This is a genomic window from Nocardia sp. NPDC087230 (assembly GCF_044744725.1).
Taxonomy (GTDB): domain Bacteria; phylum Actinomycetota; class Actinomycetes; order Mycobacteriales; family Mycobacteriaceae; genus Nocardia; species Nocardia canadensis.
Map to the genome: position 1 here is coordinate 368,989 of NZ_JBIUYV010000002.1, position 22,443 is coordinate 391,431.

Consider the following 22,443-nt stretch of genomic DNA (forward strand, 5'->3'; position numbering starts at 1 on the left):
ATGACCTCGCAACATGGTGGCCGCGAGGTAACGCGTCGGCGCGCGCTTCGCCCGAACCGTAGCGCCGGATAGGCTGGCTCGCATGCGCAAGCTGATCATCGGGCTGCTGTGCCTGGCCGGGGTGGCGGTGGTGATCGATTTCGGCGCCGCCGCCTACACCGAGTACCACGTGTCGCGGCAACTGCGGGCCGGAGCCGATCTGTCGGCCGACCCCGAAGTGACCATCAAGGGATTCCCCTTCATCGCCCAGGCGGTGTCGGGGCGCTACGACGACGTCCTGGTCCGCGCCCGCAGCATGCGCCCAGATATTCCGGGCGAGATCGCTCTGGAGGCCAATCTCTACGGACTGCACGCCTCGGCGAGCGAGCTGCTCGACGGCACGGCGCGCGCGGTACAGGTCGACCGGGTCGAGGCCCAGATGGCGATCGAGCCGACCGAGCTCGGCCGCCTGTTCGGCATCCCCGATCTGCAGGTCCTCGGCCCGCCCGCCGACAAGGCCGACGGCACCGGCGGTTCGGGCGGTTCCGGCCTGACCACCGCGGGCGCCCATGTGCTCAAGGGCACACTTCCGGTGGCGGCCAACGGCCGCGTGCTCGCGCCGGGCGTCACCCCGGGCAACAACACGACTCGGGTCGAAGTACAGGTCGAAGCCGATCTGATGCTGGACGGGGACAAGATCCGCATCCAGGCCACCCGCTTCTACAAGGACCGCTCCGCCACCGCGGATACGCCGGTCTCGACCACCAAGACCGACATCCTCGACGTCGACAAGCCCGCGGTGCTCGAGCGCTTCAGCCGTACCATCGATACCAAGGAATTGCCGTTCGGCATCGCCCCCACCGAAGTGGAGGCCAAGGGTGGTCAGATCATCGTCTACGGTGTCGGCCGCTCCCTGACCATCGACCTGGACCGATTGCTACAACCATGATCGAACTAGCCATCCTCGCCGCCGTCGTGCTGGCCGCTGTCGCGGTCGGCCTGCTGCTGCGGCGCAACCAGGGCCGGGTCCGCCCGGCCACCCTCGACCCGGAGACCGCCCAGCGCGCTCGCCTGCTGGACGCGGCGGGCGTCACCGGGGCGACCCCCGCGGTGCTGCACTTCTCGGCCGACTGGTGTGGCCCCTGCGACGCGGTTCGCCGCGTGGTCGCCGGCGTGACCGCCGACCTGTCCGATTCTCCGAACGCCCCGCGCGACATCGAGATCGACATCGACGCCGACCCCGCGCTGGCAAGGGAACTCAACGTCCTGTCGCTGCCGACGACCTTCGTCTTCGACGCCGAGGGCAAGGAGCGTTTTCGCATCTCAGGCGTGCCGAAGGCGGGCGATCTGCGCACCGCGCTGGAACCGCTGACAGTGTGATCTGGCCCCCTGTTCCGGGGGGCCGGGACATTTCCCGACGAGACCGGGTAAACTACTCCCCGTGCAATCCGACCACGAGCTGATGCTCACCCGACGCCGCACAGTTGATCTGTGTCGGCTCGGTGGTTGTTGCTGCCTGTGCCGCTGAACGGTCGGCTTCTCTCCCGAGATTCCTGACGCCGACCTCTGTCCGCCGCGCGAGTGATCGACACGATCCCCCGGCGAACTGCAGTTCCCACTGACTCAACTCAGCGCAGGAGTTCGCACGATGACCACTTCCCTTGAATCCCCACCTCGCGTCGATGTTCGCGGGCCGCGCTTCGTGGCCTGGATCACCACCGGCGTGCTGGTGCTGGTGCTCGTCACCGCCGCCTTCTCGACCACCGCCGCCGCGATCCTGATCGGCCTGCAGGCCGTGGTGTTCGCGATCGGCGCCTCCGGCGGCCCCGCCAAGCACCCCTACGGCCGGATCTACGCCGCGCTGATCGCGCCGCGCAACGGTCCGACCACCGAGACCGAGCCCGTGCCGCCGCTGCGTTTCGCGCAGCTGCTCGGCTTCGCGTTCGCCGGTCTCTCCCTGCTGGGCTTCGTGCTCGGCTCCCCGATCGTCGGCGCGGTATTCGCCGGCTTCGCTCTGTTCGCGGCGTTCCTGAACGCGGCGTTCGGGGTTTGCCTGGGCTGCCAGATCTACCCCCTGGTGGCCCGCTTCCGCCGGTCCACTGCATCGTCCGGCGAAACTGGCTGGCCCTCCGTGGTTACGCAGGCTGCCTCCTCCGGGCCTGACGCCAGTTCCGCCGGCCCGGCATCGAACTGAACCCCTGCAAGTCATCTCTGAAAGGAACAACATGGCTCGCTCCGATGTCCTGGTCTCCGTTGACTGGGCCGAAGAGAACCTCAACGCCCCCGGCGTCGTCTTCGTCGAGGTCGACGAGGACACCTCCGCCTACGAGGGTGGCCACATCGAGGGCGCCGTCCGGCTGGACTGGAAGACCGACCTGCAGGATCAGGTTCGTCGCGACTTCGTGAACCAGGAGCAGTTCTCCGACCTGCTCTCCGCGCGCGGCATCGCCAACGACGACACCGTCGTCCTGTACGGCGGCAACAACAACTGGTTCGCGGCGTACGCCTACTGGTACTTCAAGCTGTACGGCCACAACGACGTCAAGCTGCTCGACGGCGGCCGCAAGAAGTGGGAGCTCGACGGTCGCCCGCTCTCGCGTGACGCGGTCTCGCGCCCGGCCACCCAGTACAAGGCCGCCGCCCCCGACACCTCGATCCGCGCGTTCCGCGACGAGGTCATCGCCGCCATCGGCACCAAGAACCTGGTCGACGTGCGTTCGCCCGACGAGTTCTCCGGCAAGATCCTGGCTCCCGCGCACCTGCCGCAGGAGCAGAGCCAGCGTCCCGGCCACATCCCCGGCGCGATCAACGTGCCGTGGAGCAAGGCGGCCAACGAGGACGGCACCTTCCGTTCCGACGCCGAGCTCGCCGAGCTGTACAAGGACGCGGGCCTGGACGGCGAGAAGGAGACCATCGCCTACTGCCGCATCGGTGAGCGCTCCTCGCACACCTGGTTCGTGCTGCAGGAGCTGCTCGGCCACCAGAACGTCAAGAACTACGACGGCAGCTGGACCGAATACGGTTCGCTCGTCGGTGCACCTATCGAGTTGGGAGCGTAAATCTATGTGTGCAGCACCTACCCAGGGTCAGGCCATCCCGGCCGGCGTCGACGTGGAGAAGGAGACGGTCATCACCGGCCGTGTCCTGAGCGCCGACGGTCAGCCGGTGGGCGGCGCGTTCGTGCGTCTGCTCGACGGCAACGGTGACTTCACCGCCGAGGTCGTGGCCTCCGGCACCGGTGACTTCCGCTTCTTCGCCGCGCCGGGTTCGTGGACCCTGCGCGCGCTGTCCTCGTCGGGCAACGGCTCGGCCGAGGTCCGCCCCGAGGGCGCGGGCATCCACTCGGTGGACGTCGAGGTCGCGAAGTAAGAACCTCACAACGGCCCTGGTAGTTCCTGTGCGGGAACTACCAGGGCCGTTTTCGTGTCCGCTCACCGGACTCGCTAGACTCCGATTCGTGGTCCTCTTCTTCGAGATTCTCCTCATCGCCGTGTCGATCCTCATCGGCTGGTTCGGCCTGTACGTCTTCTACCGGCTCTTCACCGAGTCATGAGCGTCAGCGGCCGGAGGCGGCAGCGCAGCGTAACCACGCAGGCCGCCGCTCAGGACTCCATGGGAGCAGCGTCATGAGCGGGCTCGCGAGCGAAGGTTCCGATCCGGCCGAGCGAGCGAGCACAGAGCAAGGCGCTCCGGCCGAGCGTCGCAGCGGTGACGAGGCAGTCAACGTCGCCGCCGAACGGGCGAAAGAGACCGGCGTCCGGAACATTTCGGTCCTGCCGGGTCTTCCCCTGCCCGAGGACACCGCGAATCTGCGCGAGGGTCCCGATCTGAACCACGCCATGCTGGCGTTGCTGCCGCTGGTCGGCGTGTGGCGCGGCGAGGGCGAGGGCAACCACTCCGCCGACGGCGACTACCGCTTCGGCCAGCAGATCGTCGTCTCGCACGACGGCGGCGACTACCTGGTCTGGGAGTCGCAGACCTGGAAGCTCGACGGCGAGGGCAACTTCGAACGCCCCGATCTGCGTGAGAGCGGCTTCTGGCGCGTCGGCACCGAGGGCGACGACGAGATGCTCGAACTCCTGCTCACCCACAGCAACGGCATCGTCGAGCTGTTCTACGGCACCGCCCGCACCCAGTCCTCCTGGGAGCTGGCCACCGATGTGGTGATCCGCAGCCAGTCCGGCGCGGTCGTCGGCGGCGCCAAGCGCCTCTACGGCATCGTCGACGGCGGTGACCTGGCCTATGTGGAGGAACGAGTCGACGCCGACGGCGCCCTCGAGCCCCGGCTCTCGGCCCGCTTGCAGCGCTACATCGGCTGACAGATCTCAAATGGAGCGACCCCCGAGCCATTCCGCCGCGTTCGAGAACACGGCGGTCCCGGTTGGATAGGCCGGGGGCTCGGGGGCCGGGTGACTGCCTGGGATTCGCTCAGCGCACCGCTGGGGAATCTCCCGCAGTGGAGCTGCTAGCGGGCAGCCACCTCACGCATCCGATGAACATACATTCTTCAGACCACCTCCTCTCTTGTGTACCGATGAATCTATCGGTGCGGCGCGAGGTCGGCAATTGATTTTCTCGCGGCTCTGAGCTGGGCGGATGCCGGTCAGCGCGCGGGGTGGACGACGTGGCAGGCGCCGGTCGCGTCGACGGTGACGACCGTGTCGGCCCGGTGGTAAGCCGGGAGCTGGTGGGTGACGACAACGACCGTCCGATCCGGGGCGACCAGTCCGCTGTCCGCGTCGAGCAGGTCCAGCAGCAGCTGTTCCCCCTCGGCGGCGGCCAGGTGTTCGGTGGGCTCGTCGAGCAGCAGGGTGCGTGCCGGGGCGACCAGCGCGCGGGCGAGCAGCAGGCGGCGGCGCTGGCCGCCCGAGACCGTGGCCGCCCCGGCCGTGAGCCCGGTGTGTACCCCCTCGGGCAGCGATGCCAGCCAGGCACCGAGTCCGACGGCGCGCAACGCGGCCTCGGCGTCGGTCTCCGTCAGATCACCCTTGGCGACACGCAGGTTCTCCAGGATCGAGGTGCCGAACAGGTGGGCGTCCTCGGCGAAGAAGGTGACGCCCTCGCGCGGGGTGTCGAACAGGCCGGCCCACGCCATGAGCAAGGTCGTCTTGCCCGCCCCGCTCGGCCCGACGACGACGATCCGACGGCCCTCCGGCAGCGGAATCCACGACGAGGACAATTCCTCGACGGCTCCTCGCTGCGAGTCCGCTTCGGTGCGGGCCACGGCGCTGTGCCCGGCCGTGCCGGTCGCCTCGGCCGCGTGGGACGTCGTCGCGGTGCGGGCGGGTGAGAGCGGTGCGTCGGTGATCGTGGCCCTCTCGGCGGCACGGAGGCGGTGGAGGGCGGCGCGGGAGGTGGTCAGGGTAGTCGCGGCGGTGGGGAGGGCGCCGACGGCTTCGAAGGCCGAGAGAGGGACGAGGACCAGGATGGTGAGGGCCATCGGGGTCATGCCGCCGGGGAGTCCGCCGGTGGGCCCGTAGGCCGCGATGCCGACCAGCAGGGCGCCGAGCGCGCTGACGCCGATCGACAGCGGAGTGGCCGCGGCCGCCCACGCGCTGTGCGCCGCCGCGGTGTCCTCCGCCCGCACCGCGCGCTCGGTCGCCGTGTCCGCCTGCGCGAGTGCGGCATCGAGCTTGCCCGCCACCCGCAGTTCGGCGGCGTGGTCGAGCACGGTGACCGCCTCCGCCGTGAACGCCGCGCGATCGGCCCGCACCGCCTGCTCGGCCTCCCGCGCCGCCACCCCCGCGAGCCACGGTGCGAGCATCCCCGAAACAGCAAGGGCGACAGCCAGAATCCCCGCCGCGGGCACGGAGATGAACGCGATCAGCACCACCGCCGCGATCGACAACACCGCCGCGACGGCGACCGGGACCAGCACCCGCACCACGACCGCACCGAGATCATCGATATCGGCACCGATCCGCACGAGCAGATCACCCCGTCGCATCTCCCGCAGATCCCCGCCCCCACCCGAAATCGCACCCCGATCGCCGCTCCCGCCCGCAGACTCCCCCAAGTCGCCACTCCGGTCCGAGGGTTCTGTCAGATCGCCTGCGCGCTCCCATTGATCACGGCCTGTGCCCGCTGTCGCCCGCAGGTCGGTCCGTCGGCCCGACCCCGTCATCTCCGGACGATCGGCCGATGCCCCACCCCACCACCAGAGATCCGCGTGGGCGAGTGTGCGATACACCGTGGTCCGCGCCAAGGTCATCGCCCGCAGCGCCACATCATGGCTGGCCAGCCGCTCCAGGTAGCGGCACAGCCCGCGCGAGATCCCCAGTGCCCGAACCGCGACCACCGCCACGCTCAGATACAGCACCGGCGGCATCTGCCAGGCCCGCGCGATCAACCAGGCCGCCAGCGCGGCCAGCGCGAGCCCGCTGCCCAGCGCCGCCACACCCCAGGCGATCGCCACCACGACCCGCCACGGCGACAGCGCCAGCAACTGCCACATCTCCCGCAGATCCCGCACCAGCGACCCGCGCCCGGAACCCCCACGCACCGCACCGATTCCACTCATGACACCGACACCCCCGCCACCCCACGAACCACCGCACCGCCCCGGCCTCGGCCCTTCGAGCCCGCTTCACCGCCCGATCCCCCTTCGGCACCGACCGCGCCGCACCCGCAGGTTGCGGCGCTGTCGCTCCACGCGGCCTCACCGCATTCACCGATGGTGTCCGCCGGACTGTCCGGCAACACACGCTCTGTGTCCGCTGCCACCCGTCCACCATCCGCGACTTCGCCGCGCGACTCCGCGCCGACATCGGTCGGCCGGGCGCCGTGGTCGCGGTCGGTGCGCTCGCTGTCGATGCCGTTGTCCGGCAAGGTATCGGGCGACGTGCTGGTGCCGGGCACAGCCGGCGGACCGGGGTCGTCGGAGGCGCCTGCGCCGGGCGCGCTGCTTCCCTCCACCTCCACGACGACGTCGGCGGCGGCCAGCACGGTCGGGCGATGACCGATGACGACGACGGTCGCGCCCGCGGCGGCGAGGGTGCGCAGGGTGGCCAGCACCCGCTGTTCGCTGTGGGAGTCGAGGTGTGCGGTGGGTTCGTCGAGCAGGAGGATGGGGCGGCGGGCGGCCAGCACGCGGGTGAGGGCGAGGCGTTGGCGCTGGCCGAGGGACAGGCCGAGGCCGCCCTGGCCGACCCTGGTATCCCAGCGGTCGGGGAGTTCGTCGAGCACCGCGTCGAATCCCGTCGCGGCGCTGATCTCGTCGAGGTCGGTGGCGGAGTGCGCGCCGAGCAGTGCGATGTTCTCGCGCAGGGTGCCCGGGACCAGCACCGGACGCTGGGGCAGCCAGGCGATGCGGGCCCACCAGCTGTCCGGGTCGAGGGTGCGGACGTCGGCGCCGTCGACGAGGATCGCGCCCGCCTCGGGCGAGATCAGGCCCAGAATCGCTTGCAGCGTGGTCGATTTGCCGCACCCGTTCGGTCCGGTGAGCACGGTGACCAGGCCCGGGGCCAGTTCAGCGGTCAGGCGATCCGGCGCGTTCCCGGATCGCGCGGCGATGGTCAACCCGCGCACCGTGATTCGCGAACCCCTGCCGTCGGCAGGCCCAGCATCGCCCCCGGGCTCGATCGCTTCGGCGCCCTCGACGTCTATCCCGGGTTCACCCGCGACGGCGTCTTCGGCCCCACCGATCGCGCGGGCGCCGGGAACCGCCCCGCCGGACCGGGAGTCCATCGAATCCGTGTGCCCAGGAGCCGAATTCGCCAGCACCGCGAAGGCCTTGTCCGCCGCCGCCATCCCGTCCTGCGCCGCGTGGAACTTCTCCCCCACCTGCCGCAGCGGCCAGTACACCTCCGGCGCGAGGATCAGCGCGACGAGCCCGGCGTACAACGTCATCTCGCCGTAGACCAGCCGCAGACCGATGGCGACGGCGATCAGGGCGACGCTCAGGGTCGCCAGCGATTCCAGCACCATCGAGGACAGGAAGGCGATCCGCAGCGCCCGCATGGTCCGCCGGCGCAGCGAATCCCCCAGTGCCCGGACCTGATGCACCATGCTCGGCCCGTCGGGTCCCTCACGGCCGAGGGCGCGCAGCGTCGGCATCCCGGCGAACAGATCGAGGAGCTGGTCGGACAGGCGCGTGGTCGCGGCGAGGGTCGCCTCGGCACGGCCCTGGGTGAGCAAGCCGATGAGAATCATGAACAGCGGGATCAGCGGCACCGTGATGATGGCGATGAGCGCCGAGGTCGGATCGTGGAAGGCGATGACCACCACCACGATCGGCGGCACCAGGCAGGCCAGCAGCAGGGCGGGCAGATAACCGGTGAACCAGCCGCGCAACCCGCTGAGCCCGTTGCCGACGACCACCGCGATCTCGGTCCGGCGGGCGTCGAGTTCGCGGGGCGGCAGCTCGGCTCCGGCCCGCAGCACCGCCGACTCGAGCTCGGCGACCACCGTGGCGCCTGCCCGATGCGCCAGCCGCGCCTGCCACCAGCTCGCCGCCGTGCGCACCGCGATCGCGACCACGAGGCCGAGCAATTCGCCCGTCCACGCGGCGAACTCACGCTTGCCGGGATCGGTGATCACCCCCGCGAGCACCCGGCCGAGCAGCACCGCCATCGCCACGATCGTGGCCGTGATGACCAGCGCGAGCAGCACCGACACCACCAGGTGCGGCCGCACCGAGCGGGCGTAGCGCCACAGCCGCGGGTCGACGGGCGGACGACGGCCTGCGCTCTCGCGCGCTGCGGCCGACCCGGCCGCGTCCGCCCGTGCCATCGCTCAGTCCTTGCTGCTCAGCGGCAGCCCGGTCGGCGCCGGAATCTGCTCGACGGTCAGCCGCTTGCGGAACACCCAGTACGTCCAGCCCTGGTAGACCAGCACCACCGGGGTGGCCAGCACGGCGGCCCAGCTCATCACCTTCAGCGTGTAGGCGCTGGAGGAGGCGTTGTAGATGTTCAGGTCGTACAGCGGGCTGATGGTCGAGGGCAACACGTTCGGGTACATCGAGCCGACGATGAGCACGGTCGCCGAGGCCACGGTGAGCGTGGTGCCCACGAAGGCCCAGCCGTCGCGCCCGGCCACGTTCGCCGCGCCGGCGAGCACCAGGCCGAGCACGGCCGCGCCCAGCGCCGCCCAGGTCCAGCCGGCGCCGTAGGCGAGCTGGGTCCACAGCCCGAACGCGCCGACGATCACCGCGGTCGGCACCAGCAGCAGCCGGACGATGCGCTGCGCGTCGTCGCGGACCTCGCCGCCGGTCTTGAGGACCAGGAACACCGCGCCGTGCAGCGCGAACAGGATGCCGGTCGCCAGGCCGCCGAGCAGGGCGTACGGGCTGAGCAGGTCCCAGACCGAACCGACGATCTGGCGCTTGTCGTTCAGCGGCACGCCGCGCACCAGGTTCGCGAACACCCAGCCCCAGGCCAGCGCCGGGATCCAGGAGCCGATCCCGATGCCGATGTCGCACCAGGTCCGCCACTTCGGATCGTTGATCTTGGCGCGGTACTCGATCGCGCAGATCCGCAGGATCAGCGCGACCAGCAGCAGCAACAGCGCCAGGTAGAACCCGGAGAACATGCTTGCGTACCACTCGGGGAACGCCGCGAACATCGCGCCGCCCGCGGTGATCAGCCACACCTCGTTGGCGTCCCACACGGGACCGATGGTGTTGAGCACCACGCGCCTGCGGGCATCGGAGCCCTTGCCGATGATCGGCATCAGCATGCCGACGCCGAAGTCGAAGCCCTCCAGCACGAAGTAGCCGGTGAAGAGCACGCCGATCAGGACGAACCAGAATTGCTGCAGATCCATCACCGGCTCCTAGTAAGCGAAGGAAAGTTGCTCGACGGCAGGTTCTTCCGGTTTGCGATGCCTGCCGGTGTCCGGGCCGTCGGGCCCGTCGCCCGGGGTCGGCGGCGTCGGCTCGTCCGGCCCGGCGATCGTGTACCGGCGGATCAGGTAGAACCACACCACCGCCAGCACGCCGTAGAGCAGGGTGAACACGATCAGCGAGAAGATCACCGTCGCCGGGGCGTGGTCGGAGACGGCCTGCTGCACCGTCATCCGGATGTTCGGGTCGCCGGTCGGGTTGGGCACCACCGCCCACGGCTGACGGCCCATCTCGGTGAACACCCAGCCCGCGCTGTTGGCCAGGAAGGGCGTGGGAATCGCGATCAGGCTCAGCCAGGAGAACCAGCGTTGGTCGGGCACCCGGCCGCCGCGGGTCACCCAGAAGCCGACGAGCAGCAGCAGCACCGAACCGGCGGCCAGGCCGATCATGGCGCGGAAGGACCAGTAGGTGACGAACAGGTTCGGCCGGTAGTCGCCGGGACCGTACTTGACGGTGTAGGTCTGCTGGAGGTCGACGACGCCGTCGAGGGTGACGTCGGTGAACTGGCCCTCGGCCAGGTACGGCAGCACGTAGGGCACCTCGAGCACGTGGGTGACACTGTCGCAGTTGTTGTGGGTGCCGACGGTCAGGATGGAGAAGTCGGGGTCGGTCTGGGTGTGGCACAGCGATTCCGCCGAGGCCATCTTCATCGGCTGCTGTTGGAACATCAGCTTGCCCTGGATGTCGCCGGTGAAGATCACCGCGACACCGGCCAGCGCGACGACCACCAGCGAGGCCCGCCCCACCGGCCGCCACATGGTGCGCGCGTCCTCGAGTTTCGCCGGGTCGCCGCTGCGCGCGTTGCGCACCATCCACCAGCCGGCGATCCCGGCGACGAAGGTGCCCGCGGTGAGGAACGCGCCCGCGACGACGTGCGGGAACGCGGCCAGCGTCGTGTTGTTGGTGAGCAGCGCCCAGATGCTTTCCAGCTCAGCGCGTTTGGTCTCGGGGTTGTAGCGCGCGCCGACCGGGTGCTGCATGAACGAGTTCGCGGCGACGATGAAGTAGGCCGAGGCGTTCACACCGAAGGCGACGATCCAGATGGTCGCCAGGTGCACCAGTTTCGGGAGCCGGGTCCAGCCGAAGATCCACAGGCCGATGAACGTCGACTCCATGAAGAAGGCGATGAGCGCTTCCAGCGCCAGTGGCGCGCCGAAGATGTCGCCGATGAAGCGGGAGTACTCGCTCCAGTTCATGCCGAACTGGAATTCCTGGACGATGCCGGTCGCGACACCGATGGCGAAGTTGATCAGGAACAGTTTGCCGAAGAACTTCGTGAGCCGGTACCAGTGTTCCTTGCCGGTGATCACCCAGGCGGTCTGCATCATGGCGATCAACGGCGCGAGGCCGATGGTCAGCGGAACGAAGATGAAGTGATAGACGGTGGTGATACCGAATTGCCACCGGGAGACGTCCACAATGTCCATCCGACCCTCCAGCTTCTACTACGACAAGTCGTAGTAGATCGTACGCCTGGATCTACCGCTGGTGAGCGTGACAACCGCCACGACACGCCGGAAAATTGCTGCACGATTGGATATACGCGGTCCGACCGGGCGATCCCGGCGCCGCAGGGGCACGCCCACCCGTGCCCCTCACACGACTCACCAGTCGCCGATGGTCCCCGGCCGTTCGATCCCCAGATCCACCATATCGATGATTTCCTGCGCATTGTCCGGTGCCGACATGCGTACGCCGTCTAGCTGGTTCACCCGCGCGGCCAGCGTGATGCTCGACAGCAGCCAGATGCTGTCGCAGTCGAACAGGTCGGCGGTGAACAGCGACTGGTACTTGCACTCCCAGCCCTGCTTCTCCGCGACCGCGAACAGCGAACGCTGCGTGACCCCGGGCAGCACTCCGCTCTTGGCCGGCGGGGTGATGAGCTGCTTGTCACGGGCGATCACCACAGTCGAGCGCGGGCCCTCGAGCACGCGGTGCTCGGTGCTGTGGAAGATCACGTCCTCGGCGCCCATCCGGCGGGCGAAGCGCAGCGCGGCCATATTGGTCGCGTAGGACAGCGTCTTCGCGCCGAGCAGCTGCCACGGCGCCGCCTGGGCGAGGTCGACCGAGATGCCACGGGCCAGCGACATCACCTTGACGCCTTCGGCGCGGGCGGTCGCGACGCGGGCCGGTACCGGGGAGACGAGCACGTACGCGGTGGGCTTGGGGTCGGTCGAGGTCAGGCCGGTCGGCGCGTCGTATTCCGAGTCGCGGCCGCGGGTGTAGATGAGCCGCAGCATGCCCTCTTCCTCGGAGCCCCATTCCTTGACCGCGACCTCCACCGCGGAGCGCCATTTCGACAGCCCCGGCTCCGGCAGATCCAGCGCCTGCGCCGACCGCCGCAGCCTGGCCAAGTGGAATTCCAGCGCGGTCGCCGTGCCGCCGCGCACCAAAATAGTTTCGAAGACGCCATCGCCGCGCAGTGCGCCGATGTCGTCGGCATAAAGCGACGGCGCGTCCGCATCAGCGACCGCGCCGTCGAGTGTCACAAGAACCCGTTCTCCCATGTGACGAGCGTAGGCGTTATCGGTCCGTTATGCCTACGGCTGCGCACATTGGGGCATGCTCGGACGCCCGGCTGCGGCGTGTGTCGGTAGACGCGCCTACAGTGGTCGATGTGTCGGTGGTTGTCGCCCCCAGTCCTGTTCTCCACACTCCGGGTGCCGTCGCGGGCGCTCCGGGTTCCCCGGACGCCGCCGTCGCCTGGCATTACGGCGATCCGTTCGGCGAACAGAAGGCCGCCGCGCAGCGGGTCGCGGTGGTCGATCGCTCGCATCGCAGCGTCGCCAGGATCACCGGCGCCGAGCGCCTGAGCTGGCTGCACACCATCACCAGCCAGCACATCGCCGCGCTGCCCGACGGGCACAGCGCCGAGAATCTGGACCTCGACCTCAACGGCCGGGTGCTGCACCACTTCGTACTCACCGATCTCGACGGCACCGTCTGGCTCGACACCGAGGCCGAGCGCGGCGCCGACCTGCTGTCGTTCCTCCAGAAGATGGTCTTCTGGGCCGACGCCAAGCCCGAGGCCGCGCCCGACTACGCCGTGCTGAGCCTGCTCGGTCCCCGCGTCGCGACGCTGCTCGACGCGCTCGGTGTCGAGGCGCTGCCCGAGGTGTACGCCGCCGTCGCCCTGCCGGGCGGCGGTTTCCTGCGCCGCATGCCGTGGCCGAGCGCCGATTCCTTCGATCTCGTCGTCCCCCGCGCCGAGCTCACCACCTGGTGGACCAAGCTCACCCAAGCCGGGGCCGAGCCCGCGGGGATGTGGGCGTTCGAGGCCCTGCGGGTGGCCGAGCTGCGGCCCCGGATCGGCGTCGACACCGACGAGCGCACCATCCCGCACGAGGCCCGCTGGATCGGCGGCGTCGACGAGCACGGCGCGGTGCACCTGAACAAGGGCTGCTACCGCGGCCAGGAGACGGTCGCCCGGGTGCACAATCTGGGCAAGCCGCCGCGCAACCTGGTGCTGTTGCACCTGGACGGTTCCGCCGACGAACGCCCCGCCGTCGGCGACGACGTCACCGCGGGTGGCCGCACGGTCGGCAGGCTCGGCACGGTCGTCGACCACTACGAACTCGGCCCGATCGCGCTGGCGCTGATCAAACGGTCGGTCCCCGCGGGCACCGAACTGGTGGTCGGCTCCATGGCCGCCGCCATCGACCCCGACTCGATCCCCGCCGACGATGTCGTGCAGGCGGGCCGGGCCGCTGTCGACCGGCTGCGCGGGCGATGAGCCGCGAGCTCATGCGTGTCGGTGACACCGGCCGGGTCGAGGCCGTGTGCGTCGTGCACGCCGAACTCGAGGTGCGTACCCGCGTCGGCCGCACCGCGATCGACAAGCGCCCGGTCGACGGGCGGGTCGTGGTCGGCGTGCTGGGCTTGGCCGGCGACCACGTCTGCGACACCGTCAACCACGGCGGCGTGCACCAGGCCGTCTACGCCTACGCCGACGAGGACGCCCGCCGCTGGGCGAGCGAACTCGACCGCGAGCTCCCCGCGGGCTGGTTCGGCGAGAACCTGCGGCTGAGCGGGCTCCCGATCAGCGACGCGGTGCTCGGCGCGCACCTGGCCATCGGCGACACCCTGCTCGAGGTCAGCGCCCCGCGCGTCCCGTGCTCGACCTTCCAGCAGTGGGCAGGTGAGCGGCAGTGGGTCAAGCGCTTCACGCTCCAGTCCGATACCGGCGCCTACTTCCGGGTCCTCACCGAGGGCACGATCGGCGCGGGTGACGAGGTCCGCGTGGTCGCGGTGCCCGGCCACGGCATCACCGTGCGCGATCTGTTCACCGGCGCCGACCCCGCCCTGCTGGAGCGCCTGCGCACCGAGGAGCCGACCATCTCCGACGATGTCCGCATGCAGATCGACCGGCACACCCGAACCCGGGCCGGCGTCACCGTGGAGGTCAGCCCATGAGCGTGGAACTGGTCGAGGTGGTCCGCTCGGGCTTCCGGGAGTGCGTGCACCGCGGGTCGGTGGTCGTGCTCGACGCCGACGGCACGCCGACGCTCGAACTCGGCGAGGTGCACGGCCCGATCTTCCCCCGCTCGACCAACAAGCCGATGCAGGCGTTGACCCTGCTGCGCAACGGTTTCGACCCCGTCGACGACGCCGAGCTGGCCGTGGCCACCGCCTCCCATTTCGGCGAGCCCGACCACATCGTCCTGGTCCGCAGGCTGCTCGACCGCTACGGCTTCACCCCGTCCGACCTCGCCTGCCCGCCCGACCTGCCCTTCGAGGAACGGGCCCGCGCCGCCGCGCTCACCGGCTCGGGTCCGAGCCCGCTGTACATGAACTGCTCGGGCAAACACGCGGCGATGCTGGCCACCTGCGTGATCAACGACTGGCCGCGCACCGGGTATCTCGAGGTCGAGCACCCGTTGCAGCAGGCCGTGCTCACCACCGTCGCCGACGTCACCGGCGAACCGGAGACCGACCTGGGCATCGACGGCTGCGGCCTGCCGATCGTGCCCGTCTCGCTGATCAATCTCGCGCGCGCGTTCGCCGGCTTCACCACGGCCGAGCCCGGTACCGCGCCGCGCCGGATCGCCGATGCCGTTCGGGCGAATCCGCGAGTGATTTCGGGCACGAAGGGCCCGGACCTGCTGGCCATGGCGGCCACCCCCGGCCTGTTCTGCAAGATCGGCGCCGACGGTGTGCACGCCGGCGCGCTGCCCGACGGCAGGGCCTTCGCGTACAAGATCGACGACGGTCACGACCGGGCCCGGATGCCGCTGACGCTGGCGATTCTGCGCAGACTCGGGGTCGACTGGACCGACCAGCACACCGAGCTCGCGGCCACCGCGGTGCTCGGCGGCGACGCCAGAGTCGGCGTCATCCGCGCGATCCCGGGCGTGCTCTGAGACCAGGCGGTCTGGGCGAAGAAGGGGCAAACGGCGGCGGTTCGGCAGTTCTTCACCCACTCCTGGGAGCGCGACCGTCTAACACACGCTAAAGTGTCTGTCAGGAAGAGTATTAATTCGAACGGGGCCGCCAACAAACCCCAGGCCGCCCCGCAGTGACGCGAGGGGGTCAGCCATGGGCCGTGGCCGGGCTAAGGCAAAGCAGACCAAAGTCGCACGTGAGCTCAAGTACAGCTCCGCGCCGACCGACTTCGCGAGCCTTCAGCGCGAGCTGTCGGATAGCACTCCGCTCCACTCCCAACCAAGGAGTGGCGGCGTACTTTCCGATGAGCACGACGCAGACGATTCGCCGTCCCGTTGGAACAACGAGGACGACGACTACGACAGCTGGCGTCGCTGATCGAACGCCGGTGAAAAGGGGGAGGCCACGCGGCCTCCCCCTTCAACCGTTGTTCCGGCAGCGACCCAGGCTCGCAGCAGTACGGCGAACATCCGAATAGACGACGAGCGTCCTGTGCACACACAGGACGCTCGTCGTGTTCGCCGCCTCGGGACCCCGACCGCCCCGAGCCGACGGGCACCTACCCCACTCGTGAGGGATAGCCGTTCCTACGGCGAACAAAACACGCCGTTGCAAAGACGTGAGCCGGGTCGCGGCGGCGACCCGGCTCACGTGGTGGACGGAGTGCGTCAGAACCTGGGGTGATCGCCCAGCAGCACGGCGCGCGGGGCGTCGGCGTCGGCGGCCTTCTTGACCTGGCCCAGGGTCCAGCAGTCGATGTGGCGGGCGGTGAGCACCGCCAGCGCGCGATCGGCGTCCTCGGGCGCGACGATGGCGACCATGCCGACGCCCATGTTGAACGTCTTCTCCATCTCGACCCGCTCGACCCGGCCGCGCTGAGCGATCATCTTGAACACCGGCGCCGGGTTCCAGGTGCCGCGGTCCAGTTCGGCGACCAGGCCGGCGGGCAGCACGCGCGCCAGGTTGGCGGCCAGGCCACCACCGGTGACGTGCGAGAAGGTGCGCACATCGGTCTCGGCGATCAGCGCCAGGCAGTCCTTGGCGTAGATCCGGGTCGGCTCGAGCAGTTCCTCACCGAGGGTGCGGCCGAACTCCTCGACATAGCCGGTCAGCGACATCCGGTCGATGTCGAGCAGGACCTTGCGGGCCAGGCTGTAGCCGTTGGAGTGCAGGCCCGAGGAGCCCATCGCGATGACGACGTCGCCGGGGCGCACGCGGTCGGGGCCGAGCACCGAGTCGGCCTCGACGACGCCGACGCCGGTGGCGGACAGGTCGTAGTCGTCGGGGTCCATCAGGCCCGGGTGCTCCGCGGTCTCGCCGCCGAGCAGCGCGCAGCCTGCCTTGATGCAGCCCTCGGCGATGCCGGAGACCAGCTCGGCGACCTTCTCCGGGACGACCTTGCCGATGGCGATGTAGTCCTGCAGGAACAGCGGCTCGGCGCCACAGACCACCAGGTCGTCGACGACCATGGCGACCAGGTCGAGGCCGACGGTGTCGTGCTTGTCCAGCGCCTGGGCGACGGCGATCTTCGTGCCGACACCGTCGGTGGACGCGGCCAGCAGCGGCTCGCGGTATCCGCCCTTGAGGGCGAACAGGCCGGCGAAGCCGCCTAGCCCACCCTGCACCTCGGGTCGGCTGGCCTTCTTCGCCAATGGTCCGAACAATTCGACGGCGCGGTCACCGGCTTCGATGTCCACGCCTGCCGCGGCGTAGGAAGCGCCGGCACCGCTGGGGGTCTGTTCAGTCATTGTGGGGGAAAGCTCCAAACCGAATCGGCGGACAGATGCCTAGTAACTCTAAGTGATCCGCCGGTTCAGCTGTCGTTCGGCTCCTGCCCCCGACTCGCCCGCTGCGCTCCCTCATGTGCTCATTGTTCCAGCTCCGTGGCGAAAGTGGCGGCGATCTCAGCTCGGCGACCGCGCTGTTGGACGGGGTCGGGAACCGGAACCGCGGCGACGAGACGGCGGGTGTACTCGTGGCGCGGATGGCGCAGGATCTGTTCGTTGTCGCCTTCCTCGACGCAGGATCCCTCGCGCAGCACCATGATCCGATCGGCGAGCTGGTCGACGACGGCGAGATCGTGGCTGATGAACAGGCAGGCCCAGCCGCACTCGCGTTGCAGCTGCGCGAACAGCTCGAGCACCGCGGCCTGCACCGAGACGTCGAGCGCGCTGGTCGGCTCGTCGGCCACCAGCAGGTCCGGATCGAGCACCAGCGCCCTGGCCAGGCTGGCCCGCTGCCGCTGCCCACCGGACAGCTCGTGTGGGTAGCGCTTCTCGGTGCCCGCGGGCAGCTGGACGTCGTCGAGCAACGTCCTGACCCTGGCCGCGATGGCGGCCCGGTCGCCGGTGCGGTGCACCACCATCGGCTCGGCCACGCACTCGCCGATCGTCAGGCGCGGGTTGAGCGAGCCGGCCGGGTCCTGGAACACGAACCCGAAGCGCCGCCGGATCGGGCGCAGCTTGCGCTGGGACAGCTCGGCGATGTCCTGCCCGCGGATCAGCACCCGCCCCGAGGTCGGCCGTTGCAGCGCCGCCACGCACCGGCCGATCGTCGACTTGCCCGATCCCGACTCCCCGACCAGCCCGAGGGTCTCCCCCGGCCGGATCCGCAGGCTCACCCCGTCGACGGCCCGGAACGCGGGGCGTCCGAACGGCCCAGGGAACTGGACGACCAGATCGCGCACCTCGAGCACCGGCTCGGCCTCGGGGTCGATCGCCGGCCGCTCGATGGTCGCCGCGCCCAGATGCGGGACGGCATCGAGCAGCGCCCTGGTGTACTCGGCGCGCGGGCTGGCGAACAGCTCGTGCACCGGCGCCTGTTCGACGACCTCGCCCGCCCGCATCACCACCACCCGGTCGGCCAGGTCGGCGACCACACCCATGTTGTGGGTGATCAGCACGATCGCGCTGCCCAGCCGGTCGCGCAGGTCGCGCAGCAGTTCCAGGATCTCGGCCTGCACGGTGACGTCGAGCGCGGTGGTCGGCTCGTCGGCGATGATCACCTTGGGCTCGCAGGCGATGGCGATCGCGATCATCACCCGCTGCTTCTGCCCGCCGGAGAGCTGGTGCGGGTAGTAGTCGACCCGGTGCTCCGGATCGGGGAGCCCGACCGTGCGCAACAGCTCGATCGCCTTGGCACGGGCGTCCTTGCGGCTCGTCCCGCTGTGCGCGCGCAGGGCTTCGCAGATCTGGAAGCCCGCGGTGAACAGGGGATCCAGCGCGCGGGCGGGTTCCTGGAAGACCATCGAGACCTCGCCGCCGCGCAGCGCGGTCAGCTGCTTCTCGGTCATCGAGGTCACCGCGCGGTCGCCCAGGGTGACCAGCCCGCGCACCTGGGCGGTGTGCGGCAGCAGCCCGATCGCGGTGCGCGAACTGACCGACTTCCCCGAGCCGGACTCGCCGACGATGGCGAGCACCTCGCCGGGGAACACTTCGTAGGACACCTCGCGCACGGCCGCGACCGGCCCGCTGTCGGTGGCGAAGGTCACCGACAGTCCCGACACCGACAGCGCGGGTGTTCGGGTTGCGGTCTCAGTCATCGGCCGTCTCCTTCTCGTCCACCGTGGTGACCGCGCGCCGGGTCCGCAGCAGCGGGTTCAGTGTCTCGTCGATGCTCTCCCCGACCAGCGTCATCCCGAGCACGACGAGCACGATCGCGGTGCCGGGGAAGATCGAGGTCCACCAGATCCCGTTGGACACGTCGTTGAGCGCCTTGTTCAGGTCGTAGCCCCACTCGGCGGCCTGGGTCGGCTCGATGCCGAAGCCGAGGAAGCCGAGCGCGGCCAGCGTCAGGATGGCGTCGGCGGCGTTGATGGTGATGATCACCGGCAGTGAGCCGGTGACGTTGGACAGGATGTGCCGGAACATGATTCGCGCCGTCGAGGCGCCGGTGACCCGCGCCGCGTCCACGTACGGCTCGGTCTTCACCGCCACCGTCGCGTTGCGCACGACCCGGAAGTACTGCGGCACATAGACGACCGTGATCGCGATCGCCGCCGACAGCATGCCGCCGAGACTGCTCGACGTGCCGCCCGCGACGACGATCGACACCACGATCGCCAGCAGCAGCGTCGGGAACGCGTAGATGGCGTCCATGACCAGCACCAGCACCCGGTCCACCCAGCGCCCGACGTACCCCGACAGCAGCCCCAGCGGCACGCCGACCAGCAGCGAGAGCACCACCGCGATCACGATCACCAGCAGCGCGGTGCGCGCGCCGAACAGCACCCGGGAGAACACGTCCTCGCTGCGCACCGAGGTACCGAACCAGTGCTCGGCCGATGGCCCCTGCTGTGGCACGAAAGCCACACCGTCGGCGCTGTTCTGGGCCAGCCCATACGGCGCGAGCAGCGGCGCGAACACCGCGACGAAGACGAAGCCGGTGACCAGCACCAGCCCCGTGATCAGCGTGATCCGTTGCAGCCCAGCGGTCATCGACAGCAGCCCGGCGCCCGGTATCCGGCGCCGCTTCACCGTTGCGGTGCTCATCAGAACCTCACCCTCGGGTCGATCAGCGCGACGACGGCGTCGACGACGAAACTCATCACCGCGACCAGCAACGCGATGAACGCGACAATGCCCTGCACCGCGATGAAGTCCCGCGCCCGCAGATACTCGGCGAGCTGATAGCCCAGGCCCTTCCACTCGAAGGTGGTCTCGGTGAGCACCGCGCCGCCGAGCATCATCGCGATGCACATCCCCATCACCGTGATGATCGGGATCAGCGCGTTGCGCATCGCGTGCCTGCCGGTGACCACCCGTGCGGACAGTCCGCGCGCTCGCGCCGCCTCGACGAAATCGCTGCGCAGCGTCTGGATCAGGTTCACCCGCACTAGCCGCAGGAAGATGCCGCCGGTGAGCAGGCCGAGCGCGACGGCGGGCAGCACCGCGTGCTCGAGTACGTCGAGCACGTAGGACGGTTCGCCGTACAGGATCGAGTCGATGATCAGGATGTTCGTCTTCGGCGAGACGTGCTGGAGCGCGAGTTCCACGTCGGTGCTCGCCCGCCCGCCGACCGGGAACCAGCCCAGCCACACCGAGAAGATCAGCTTGAGCAGCATGCCGACGAAGAACACCGGGGCCGCGTAGGCCAGCACCGCGGCGAACCGCAGCACCGCGTCCGACGTCGAATCCCGATGCGTCGCCGCGTATCTGCCCAGCGGCACACCGATCGCGAAGGCGACCAGCAAGCCCCAGAACACCAGCTCGAACGTGGCGGCGCCGTAGGTGATCACCACATCGCCGATCGCCTGATTGTCCTGGGTCCGCCCGAAATCGCCGTGCAGGAAGCCGGTGATGTACTCCCAGTACTGGGTCAGGATCGGTCGATTGAGCCCCGCGGCCTCCTTGCGCTGCTCGATCTGATCCTGGGTCAGCCTGCCGCCCATGGCCGCGCTGATCGGGTCACCGATCACCCGCATCAGGAAGAACACCACCGTCACCAGCAACCACGCGGTCGGCAGGATCAGCAGCAGCCGGATCAGCAGGTACCGCAGCAGAGCCACCTGGCGGGAACCCCCGCCGCGCGTCCACCCGAAACGCCGCACCCGGATCAGCGATCCGGATGCGGCGGGAACGTCACTCACTTGCTCAGTACCGTGAACCGGAACTTGAAGGAGCCGTCGAGGGTCTGATCGACGCCGGAGACGCCGGGCTTGGACACCGCGACCTGCTTACCCGAGAGCAACGGAAGCGTGGGCAGGAAGTTCTGCGCCAGATCGGTCTGGATCTTGCGCAACAGCTCGACCCGCTTGGCCGGATCGGCTTCGGTGGTCTCGGCGGTCAGCTGGGCGTTGATGCCGGGATTCTCGAAGTGCGACTGCAGGAAGTTGTTCGGGCCGAAGAACGGCGAGAGGTAGTTGTCGGCGTCCGGGAAGTCCGGGAACCAGCCGAACTGGTACATCGGGTAGCCGTCGGAGGCCCGTTCCTTCTGGTAGGTCACCCATTCGGTGGACTGCAGGTTCACCTTGAACAGGCCGGAGGCCTCGAGCTGGGACTTCACCGCGGCGTACTCCTCGGAGGAGCTGGAACCGTAGTGGTCCGGGTTGTACTGCAGGTTGAGCGTCACCGGCGTGGCCACGCCCGCGTCGGCGAGGAACTTCGCCGCCAGCGTCTTGTCCGGCTTGGCGCCGTAGAGCTGCTTGAGCGGCTCGGCCGCACCCGTCATCCCCTGCGGGACATAGCCGTACGCGGGCTGATAGGTGTTCTTGTACACCGCCGAGGCCAGCGCCTCGCGGTCCACCGAGGACGCCAGCGCCTTGCGCACGGCCAGCTTCTGCTCGGGGGTGTCGCCCGGCATGGTGTTCATGTTGAACACGATGTAGCGCAGCTCGCCGCCGGGACCGTCGGTCACCTTCACCTTGGAGTCGGCACGCAGGGAGTCGATGTCGGTGGGCGTGAACGAGCGGTAGCCGACGTCGATGGCGCCGTTCTGCAGGTCCAGCTTGAGGTTGTCGGAGGTGGCGTAGTACTTGGTCGAGACCGTGGAGTTCTTCGGCGTGCCGAGGATGCCCTGGTAGTCCGGGTTGGCCTGGTACTCGACCAGCTTGTTCTTGTCGTAGCTGGTGATCGTGTACGGGCCGGAATAGCCCTTGCCCTGGACGACTTCGTCGTCGGTGGCGACCTTGTCGGCCGGGAACACCCGCTCGTCGACGATCGGTCCGGCCTGGGTCGGCAGGATCGTCGGGAAGGTCTGATCGTTGGCGACCTTCAGCGTGAAGGCGACGGTGAGATCGTCGACCACCTCGGTCTTGTCGAGGTTGCCGAGCAGCGAGGCGGGACCGTGCGGATCGTTGATCTTCAGCATCCGGTCGAAGGAGAACTTGACGCTCTTGGCGGTCAACGGATTTCCGCTGGCGAATTTCAGCCCGGATTTGATCTTGCACGTGTACACGGTGGGCGTACTGAACTCACACTTCTCCGCCGCGTCGGGCTTGGGCGTGGTGTCGCCGGGCGCGAAATTCAGCAGATACGAATAGATCTGGTTCTCCACCAGCAGCGAGCCGTTGTCGTAGGCCGCCGCCGGGTCGAGCGAGAAGATCTTGTCCGTCGTGCCGACGACCAGCCCCGCCCCGGACCCCGCCTCATCGGTGCGCCCCGAACCGCAGCCCGCCAGCGCGGCCGCGACCACCGCCGCGACACCTACTGCGGCAACTTGTTTCGCGCGATTCCTGCGGGCGCTCATTGCACTGTTCAACATCAGGTCCCATTCTCGAACGCCGCGTCGTCGCCGCGCCTGGA

The 22,443-nt window shown here is 69.4% G+C and carries 19 protein-coding genes and 1 pseudogene; 10 read left to right on the forward strand and 10 right to left on the reverse strand.

The features are described from left to right. Window positions 1-82: 82 nt before the first annotated feature. The 6 genes from ACIO52_RS07895 (at window position 83) to ACIO52_RS07920 (ending at window position 4,298) form a co-directional block, all read left to right on the forward strand. Window positions 83-928 carry an LmeA family phospholipid-binding protein gene (locus ACIO52_RS07895; RefSeq protein ID WP_218718767.1) on the forward strand — a complete coding sequence of 282 codons (846 nt, stop codon included), beginning with the start codon at window positions 83-85 and terminating at the stop codon, window positions 926-928. Further along, window positions 925-1,359 carry a thioredoxin family protein gene (locus ACIO52_RS07900; protein ID WP_218718766.1) on the forward strand — a complete coding sequence of 145 codons (435 nt, stop codon included), beginning with the start codon at window positions 925-927 and terminating at the stop codon, window positions 1,357-1,359. The genes ACIO52_RS07895 and ACIO52_RS07900 overlap by 4 nt, the downstream gene beginning before the upstream one ends. Window positions 1,360-1,627: 268 nt before the next feature. Further along, window positions 1,628-2,173: a DUF4395 domain-containing protein gene (locus ACIO52_RS07905; protein WP_255587837.1), complete on the forward strand. Its 546-nt coding sequence runs from the start codon at window positions 1,628-1,630 to the stop codon at window positions 2,171-2,173. A gap of 31 nt (window positions 2,174-2,204) precedes the next feature. Next, entirely contained in the window at window positions 2,205-3,038 is an 834-nt protein-coding gene (locus ACIO52_RS07910) for a sulfurtransferase (RefSeq protein ID WP_019044855.1), read from the forward strand. Window positions 3,039-3,042: 4 nt separating this feature from the next. Then, window positions 3,043-3,348 (forward strand): DUF1416 domain-containing protein, encoded by a 306-nt coding sequence (locus ACIO52_RS07915; protein WP_022565856.1) that lies wholly within the window; start codon window positions 3,043-3,045, stop codon window positions 3,346-3,348. 257 nt (window positions 3,349-3,605) lie between these two features. Beyond that, the gene (locus ACIO52_RS07920; protein WP_218718765.1) at window positions 3,606-4,298 is read left to right on the forward strand and encodes an FABP family protein; all 693 of its coding nucleotides are present in this window, start codon (window positions 3,606-3,608) and stop codon (window positions 4,296-4,298) included. A gap of 284 nt (window positions 4,299-4,582) precedes the next feature. Here ACIO52_RS07920 and cydC read toward each other — a convergent pair whose 3' ends face one another. From cydC to ACIO52_RS07945, 5 genes and pseudogenes are all read right to left on the reverse strand, one after another. Continuing rightward, a complete protein-coding gene (cydC, locus tag ACIO52_RS07925) occupies window positions 4,583-6,433 on the reverse strand; it encodes a thiol reductant ABC exporter subunit CydC (RefSeq protein WP_402643539.1) in 1,851 nt (616 codons plus the stop codon). Window positions 6,434-6,876: 443 nt separating this feature from the next. After that, window positions 6,877-8,709 (reverse strand): annotated as a pseudogene (cydD, locus tag ACIO52_RS07930) (thiol reductant ABC exporter subunit CydD); the annotation flags it as partial. A gap of 3 nt (window positions 8,710-8,712) precedes the next feature. Then, entirely contained in the window at window positions 8,713-9,741 is a 1,029-nt protein-coding gene (gene cydB, locus ACIO52_RS07935; protein ID WP_218718762.1) for a cytochrome d ubiquinol oxidase subunit II, read from the reverse strand. A gap of 9 nt (window positions 9,742-9,750) precedes the next feature. After that, window positions 9,751-11,247, reverse strand: a complete 1,497-nt coding sequence (locus tag ACIO52_RS07940) for a cytochrome ubiquinol oxidase subunit I (RefSeq protein WP_218718761.1) — start codon at window positions 11,245-11,247, stop codon at window positions 9,751-9,753. A 177-nt stretch (window positions 11,248-11,424) separates the two neighbouring features. Beyond that, window positions 11,425-12,327, reverse strand: a complete 903-nt coding sequence (locus ACIO52_RS07945; RefSeq protein ID WP_218718760.1) for an aminodeoxychorismate lyase — start codon at window positions 12,325-12,327, stop codon at window positions 11,425-11,427. Window positions 12,328-12,437: 110 nt separating this feature from the next. On the opposite strand from ACIO52_RS07945, the gene ACIO52_RS07950 reads away from it, so the two are divergent. The 4 genes from ACIO52_RS07950 (at window position 12,438) to ACIO52_RS07965 (ending at window position 15,580) form a co-directional block, all read left to right on the forward strand. Further along, the gene (locus tag ACIO52_RS07950) at window positions 12,438-13,553 is read left to right on the forward strand and encodes a folate-binding protein YgfZ (protein WP_374104864.1); all 1,116 of its coding nucleotides are present in this window, start codon (window positions 12,438-12,440) and stop codon (window positions 13,551-13,553) included. A gap of 11 nt (window positions 13,554-13,564) precedes the next feature. Beyond that, window positions 13,565-14,233, forward strand: coding sequence for an MOSC domain-containing protein (locus tag ACIO52_RS07955; RefSeq protein WP_402642553.1), 669 nt, complete (start codon window positions 13,565-13,567; stop codon window positions 14,231-14,233). Then, entirely contained in the window at window positions 14,230-15,180 is a 951-nt protein-coding gene (locus tag ACIO52_RS07960; RefSeq protein WP_402642556.1) for an asparaginase, read from the forward strand. Before ACIO52_RS07955 ends, ACIO52_RS07960 begins: the two co-directional genes overlap by 4 nt. A 175-nt stretch (window positions 15,181-15,355) precedes the next feature. Continuing rightward, window positions 15,356-15,580 carry a DUF3073 domain-containing protein gene (locus ACIO52_RS07965; RefSeq protein ID WP_218718756.1) on the forward strand — a complete coding sequence of 75 codons (225 nt, stop codon included), beginning with the start codon at window positions 15,356-15,358 and terminating at the stop codon, window positions 15,578-15,580. Window positions 15,581-15,870: 290 nt separating this feature from the next. Here ACIO52_RS07965 and purM read toward each other — a convergent pair whose 3' ends face one another. From purM to ACIO52_RS07990, 5 genes are all read right to left on the reverse strand, one after another. Further along, a complete protein-coding gene (purM, locus tag ACIO52_RS07970; protein ID WP_019044841.1) occupies window positions 15,871-16,950 on the reverse strand; it encodes a phosphoribosylformylglycinamidine cyclo-ligase in 1,080 nt (359 codons plus the stop codon). Window positions 16,951-17,069: 119 nt separating this feature from the next. Beyond that, the gene (locus tag ACIO52_RS07975) at window positions 17,070-18,743 is read right to left on the reverse strand and encodes an ABC transporter ATP-binding protein (protein WP_316573433.1); all 1,674 of its coding nucleotides are present in this window, start codon (window positions 18,741-18,743) and stop codon (window positions 17,070-17,072) included. Then, complete coding sequence (locus tag ACIO52_RS07980) at window positions 18,736-19,692, reverse strand: ABC transporter permease (RefSeq protein ID WP_218718754.1); 957 nt, start codon at window positions 19,690-19,692, stop codon at window positions 18,736-18,738. Before ACIO52_RS07980 ends, ACIO52_RS07975 begins: the two co-directional genes overlap by 8 nt. Beyond that, window positions 19,692-20,702: an ABC transporter permease gene (locus ACIO52_RS07985; protein WP_255587857.1), complete on the reverse strand. Its 1,011-nt coding sequence runs from the start codon at window positions 20,700-20,702 to the stop codon at window positions 19,692-19,694. Before ACIO52_RS07985 ends, ACIO52_RS07980 begins: the two co-directional genes overlap by 1 nt. Before the next feature lie 83 nt (window positions 20,703-20,785). Next, entirely contained in the window at window positions 20,786-22,402 is a 1,617-nt protein-coding gene (locus ACIO52_RS07990) for an ABC transporter substrate-binding protein (RefSeq protein WP_402642561.1), read from the reverse strand. Window positions 22,403-22,443: the final 41 nt, after the last annotated feature.

Bases quoted from the DNA above. Each gene is read 5' to 3' on its own strand.
- ACIO52_RS07895 (WP_218718767.1), top strand. From the start codon at position 83: ATGCGCAAGCTGATCATCGGGCTGCTGTGCCTGGCCGGGGTGGCGGTG.
- ACIO52_RS07965 (WP_218718756.1), top strand. From the start codon at position 15,356: ATGGGCCGTGGCCGGGCTAAGGCAAAGCAGACCAAAGTCGCACGTGAG.
- ACIO52_RS07980 (WP_218718754.1), bottom strand. From the start codon at position 19,692: ATGAGCACCGCAACGGTGAAGCGGCGCCGGATACCGGGCGCCGGGCTG.
- ACIO52_RS07940 (WP_218718761.1), bottom strand. From the start codon at position 11,247: ATGGACATTGTGGACGTCTCCCGGTGGCAATTCGGTATCACCACCGTC.
- cydC (WP_402643539.1), bottom strand. From the start codon at position 6,433: ATGTGGCAGTTGCTGGCGCTGTCGCCGTGGCGGGTCGTGGTGGCGATC.
- ACIO52_RS07960 (WP_402642556.1), top strand. From the start codon at position 14,230: ATGAGCGTGGAACTGGTCGAGGTGGTCCGCTCGGGCTTCCGGGAGTGC.
- ACIO52_RS07955 (WP_402642553.1), top strand. From the start codon at position 13,565: ATGCGTGTCGGTGACACCGGCCGGGTCGAGGCCGTGTGCGTCGTGCAC.
- ACIO52_RS07920 (WP_218718765.1), top strand. From the start codon at position 3,606: ATGAGCGGGCTCGCGAGCGAAGGTTCCGATCCGGCCGAGCGAGCGAGC.
- ACIO52_RS07915 (WP_022565856.1), top strand. From the start codon at position 3,043: ATGTGTGCAGCACCTACCCAGGGTCAGGCCATCCCGGCCGGCGTCGAC.
- ACIO52_RS07975 (WP_316573433.1), bottom strand. From the start codon at position 18,743: ATGACTGAGACCGCAACCCGAACACCCGCGCTGTCGGTGTCGGGACTG.
- purM (WP_019044841.1), bottom strand. From the start codon at position 16,950: ATGACTGAACAGACCCCCAGCGGTGCCGGCGCTTCCTACGCCGCGGCA.
- ACIO52_RS07900 (WP_218718766.1), top strand. From the start codon at position 925: ATGATCGAACTAGCCATCCTCGCCGCCGTCGTGCTGGCCGCTGTCGCG.
- ACIO52_RS07990 (WP_402642561.1), bottom strand. From the start codon at position 22,402: ATGTTGAACAGTGCAATGAGCGCCCGCAGGAATCGCGCGAAACAAGTT.
- ACIO52_RS07905 (WP_255587837.1), top strand. From the start codon at position 1,628: ATGACCACTTCCCTTGAATCCCCACCTCGCGTCGATGTTCGCGGGCCG.
- cydB (WP_218718762.1), bottom strand. From the start codon at position 9,741: ATGGATCTGCAGCAATTCTGGTTCGTCCTGATCGGCGTGCTCTTCACC.
- ACIO52_RS07945 (WP_218718760.1), bottom strand. From the start codon at position 12,327: ATGGGAGAACGGGTTCTTGTGACACTCGACGGCGCGGTCGCTGATGCG.
- ACIO52_RS07910 (WP_019044855.1), top strand. From the start codon at position 2,205: ATGGCTCGCTCCGATGTCCTGGTCTCCGTTGACTGGGCCGAAGAGAAC.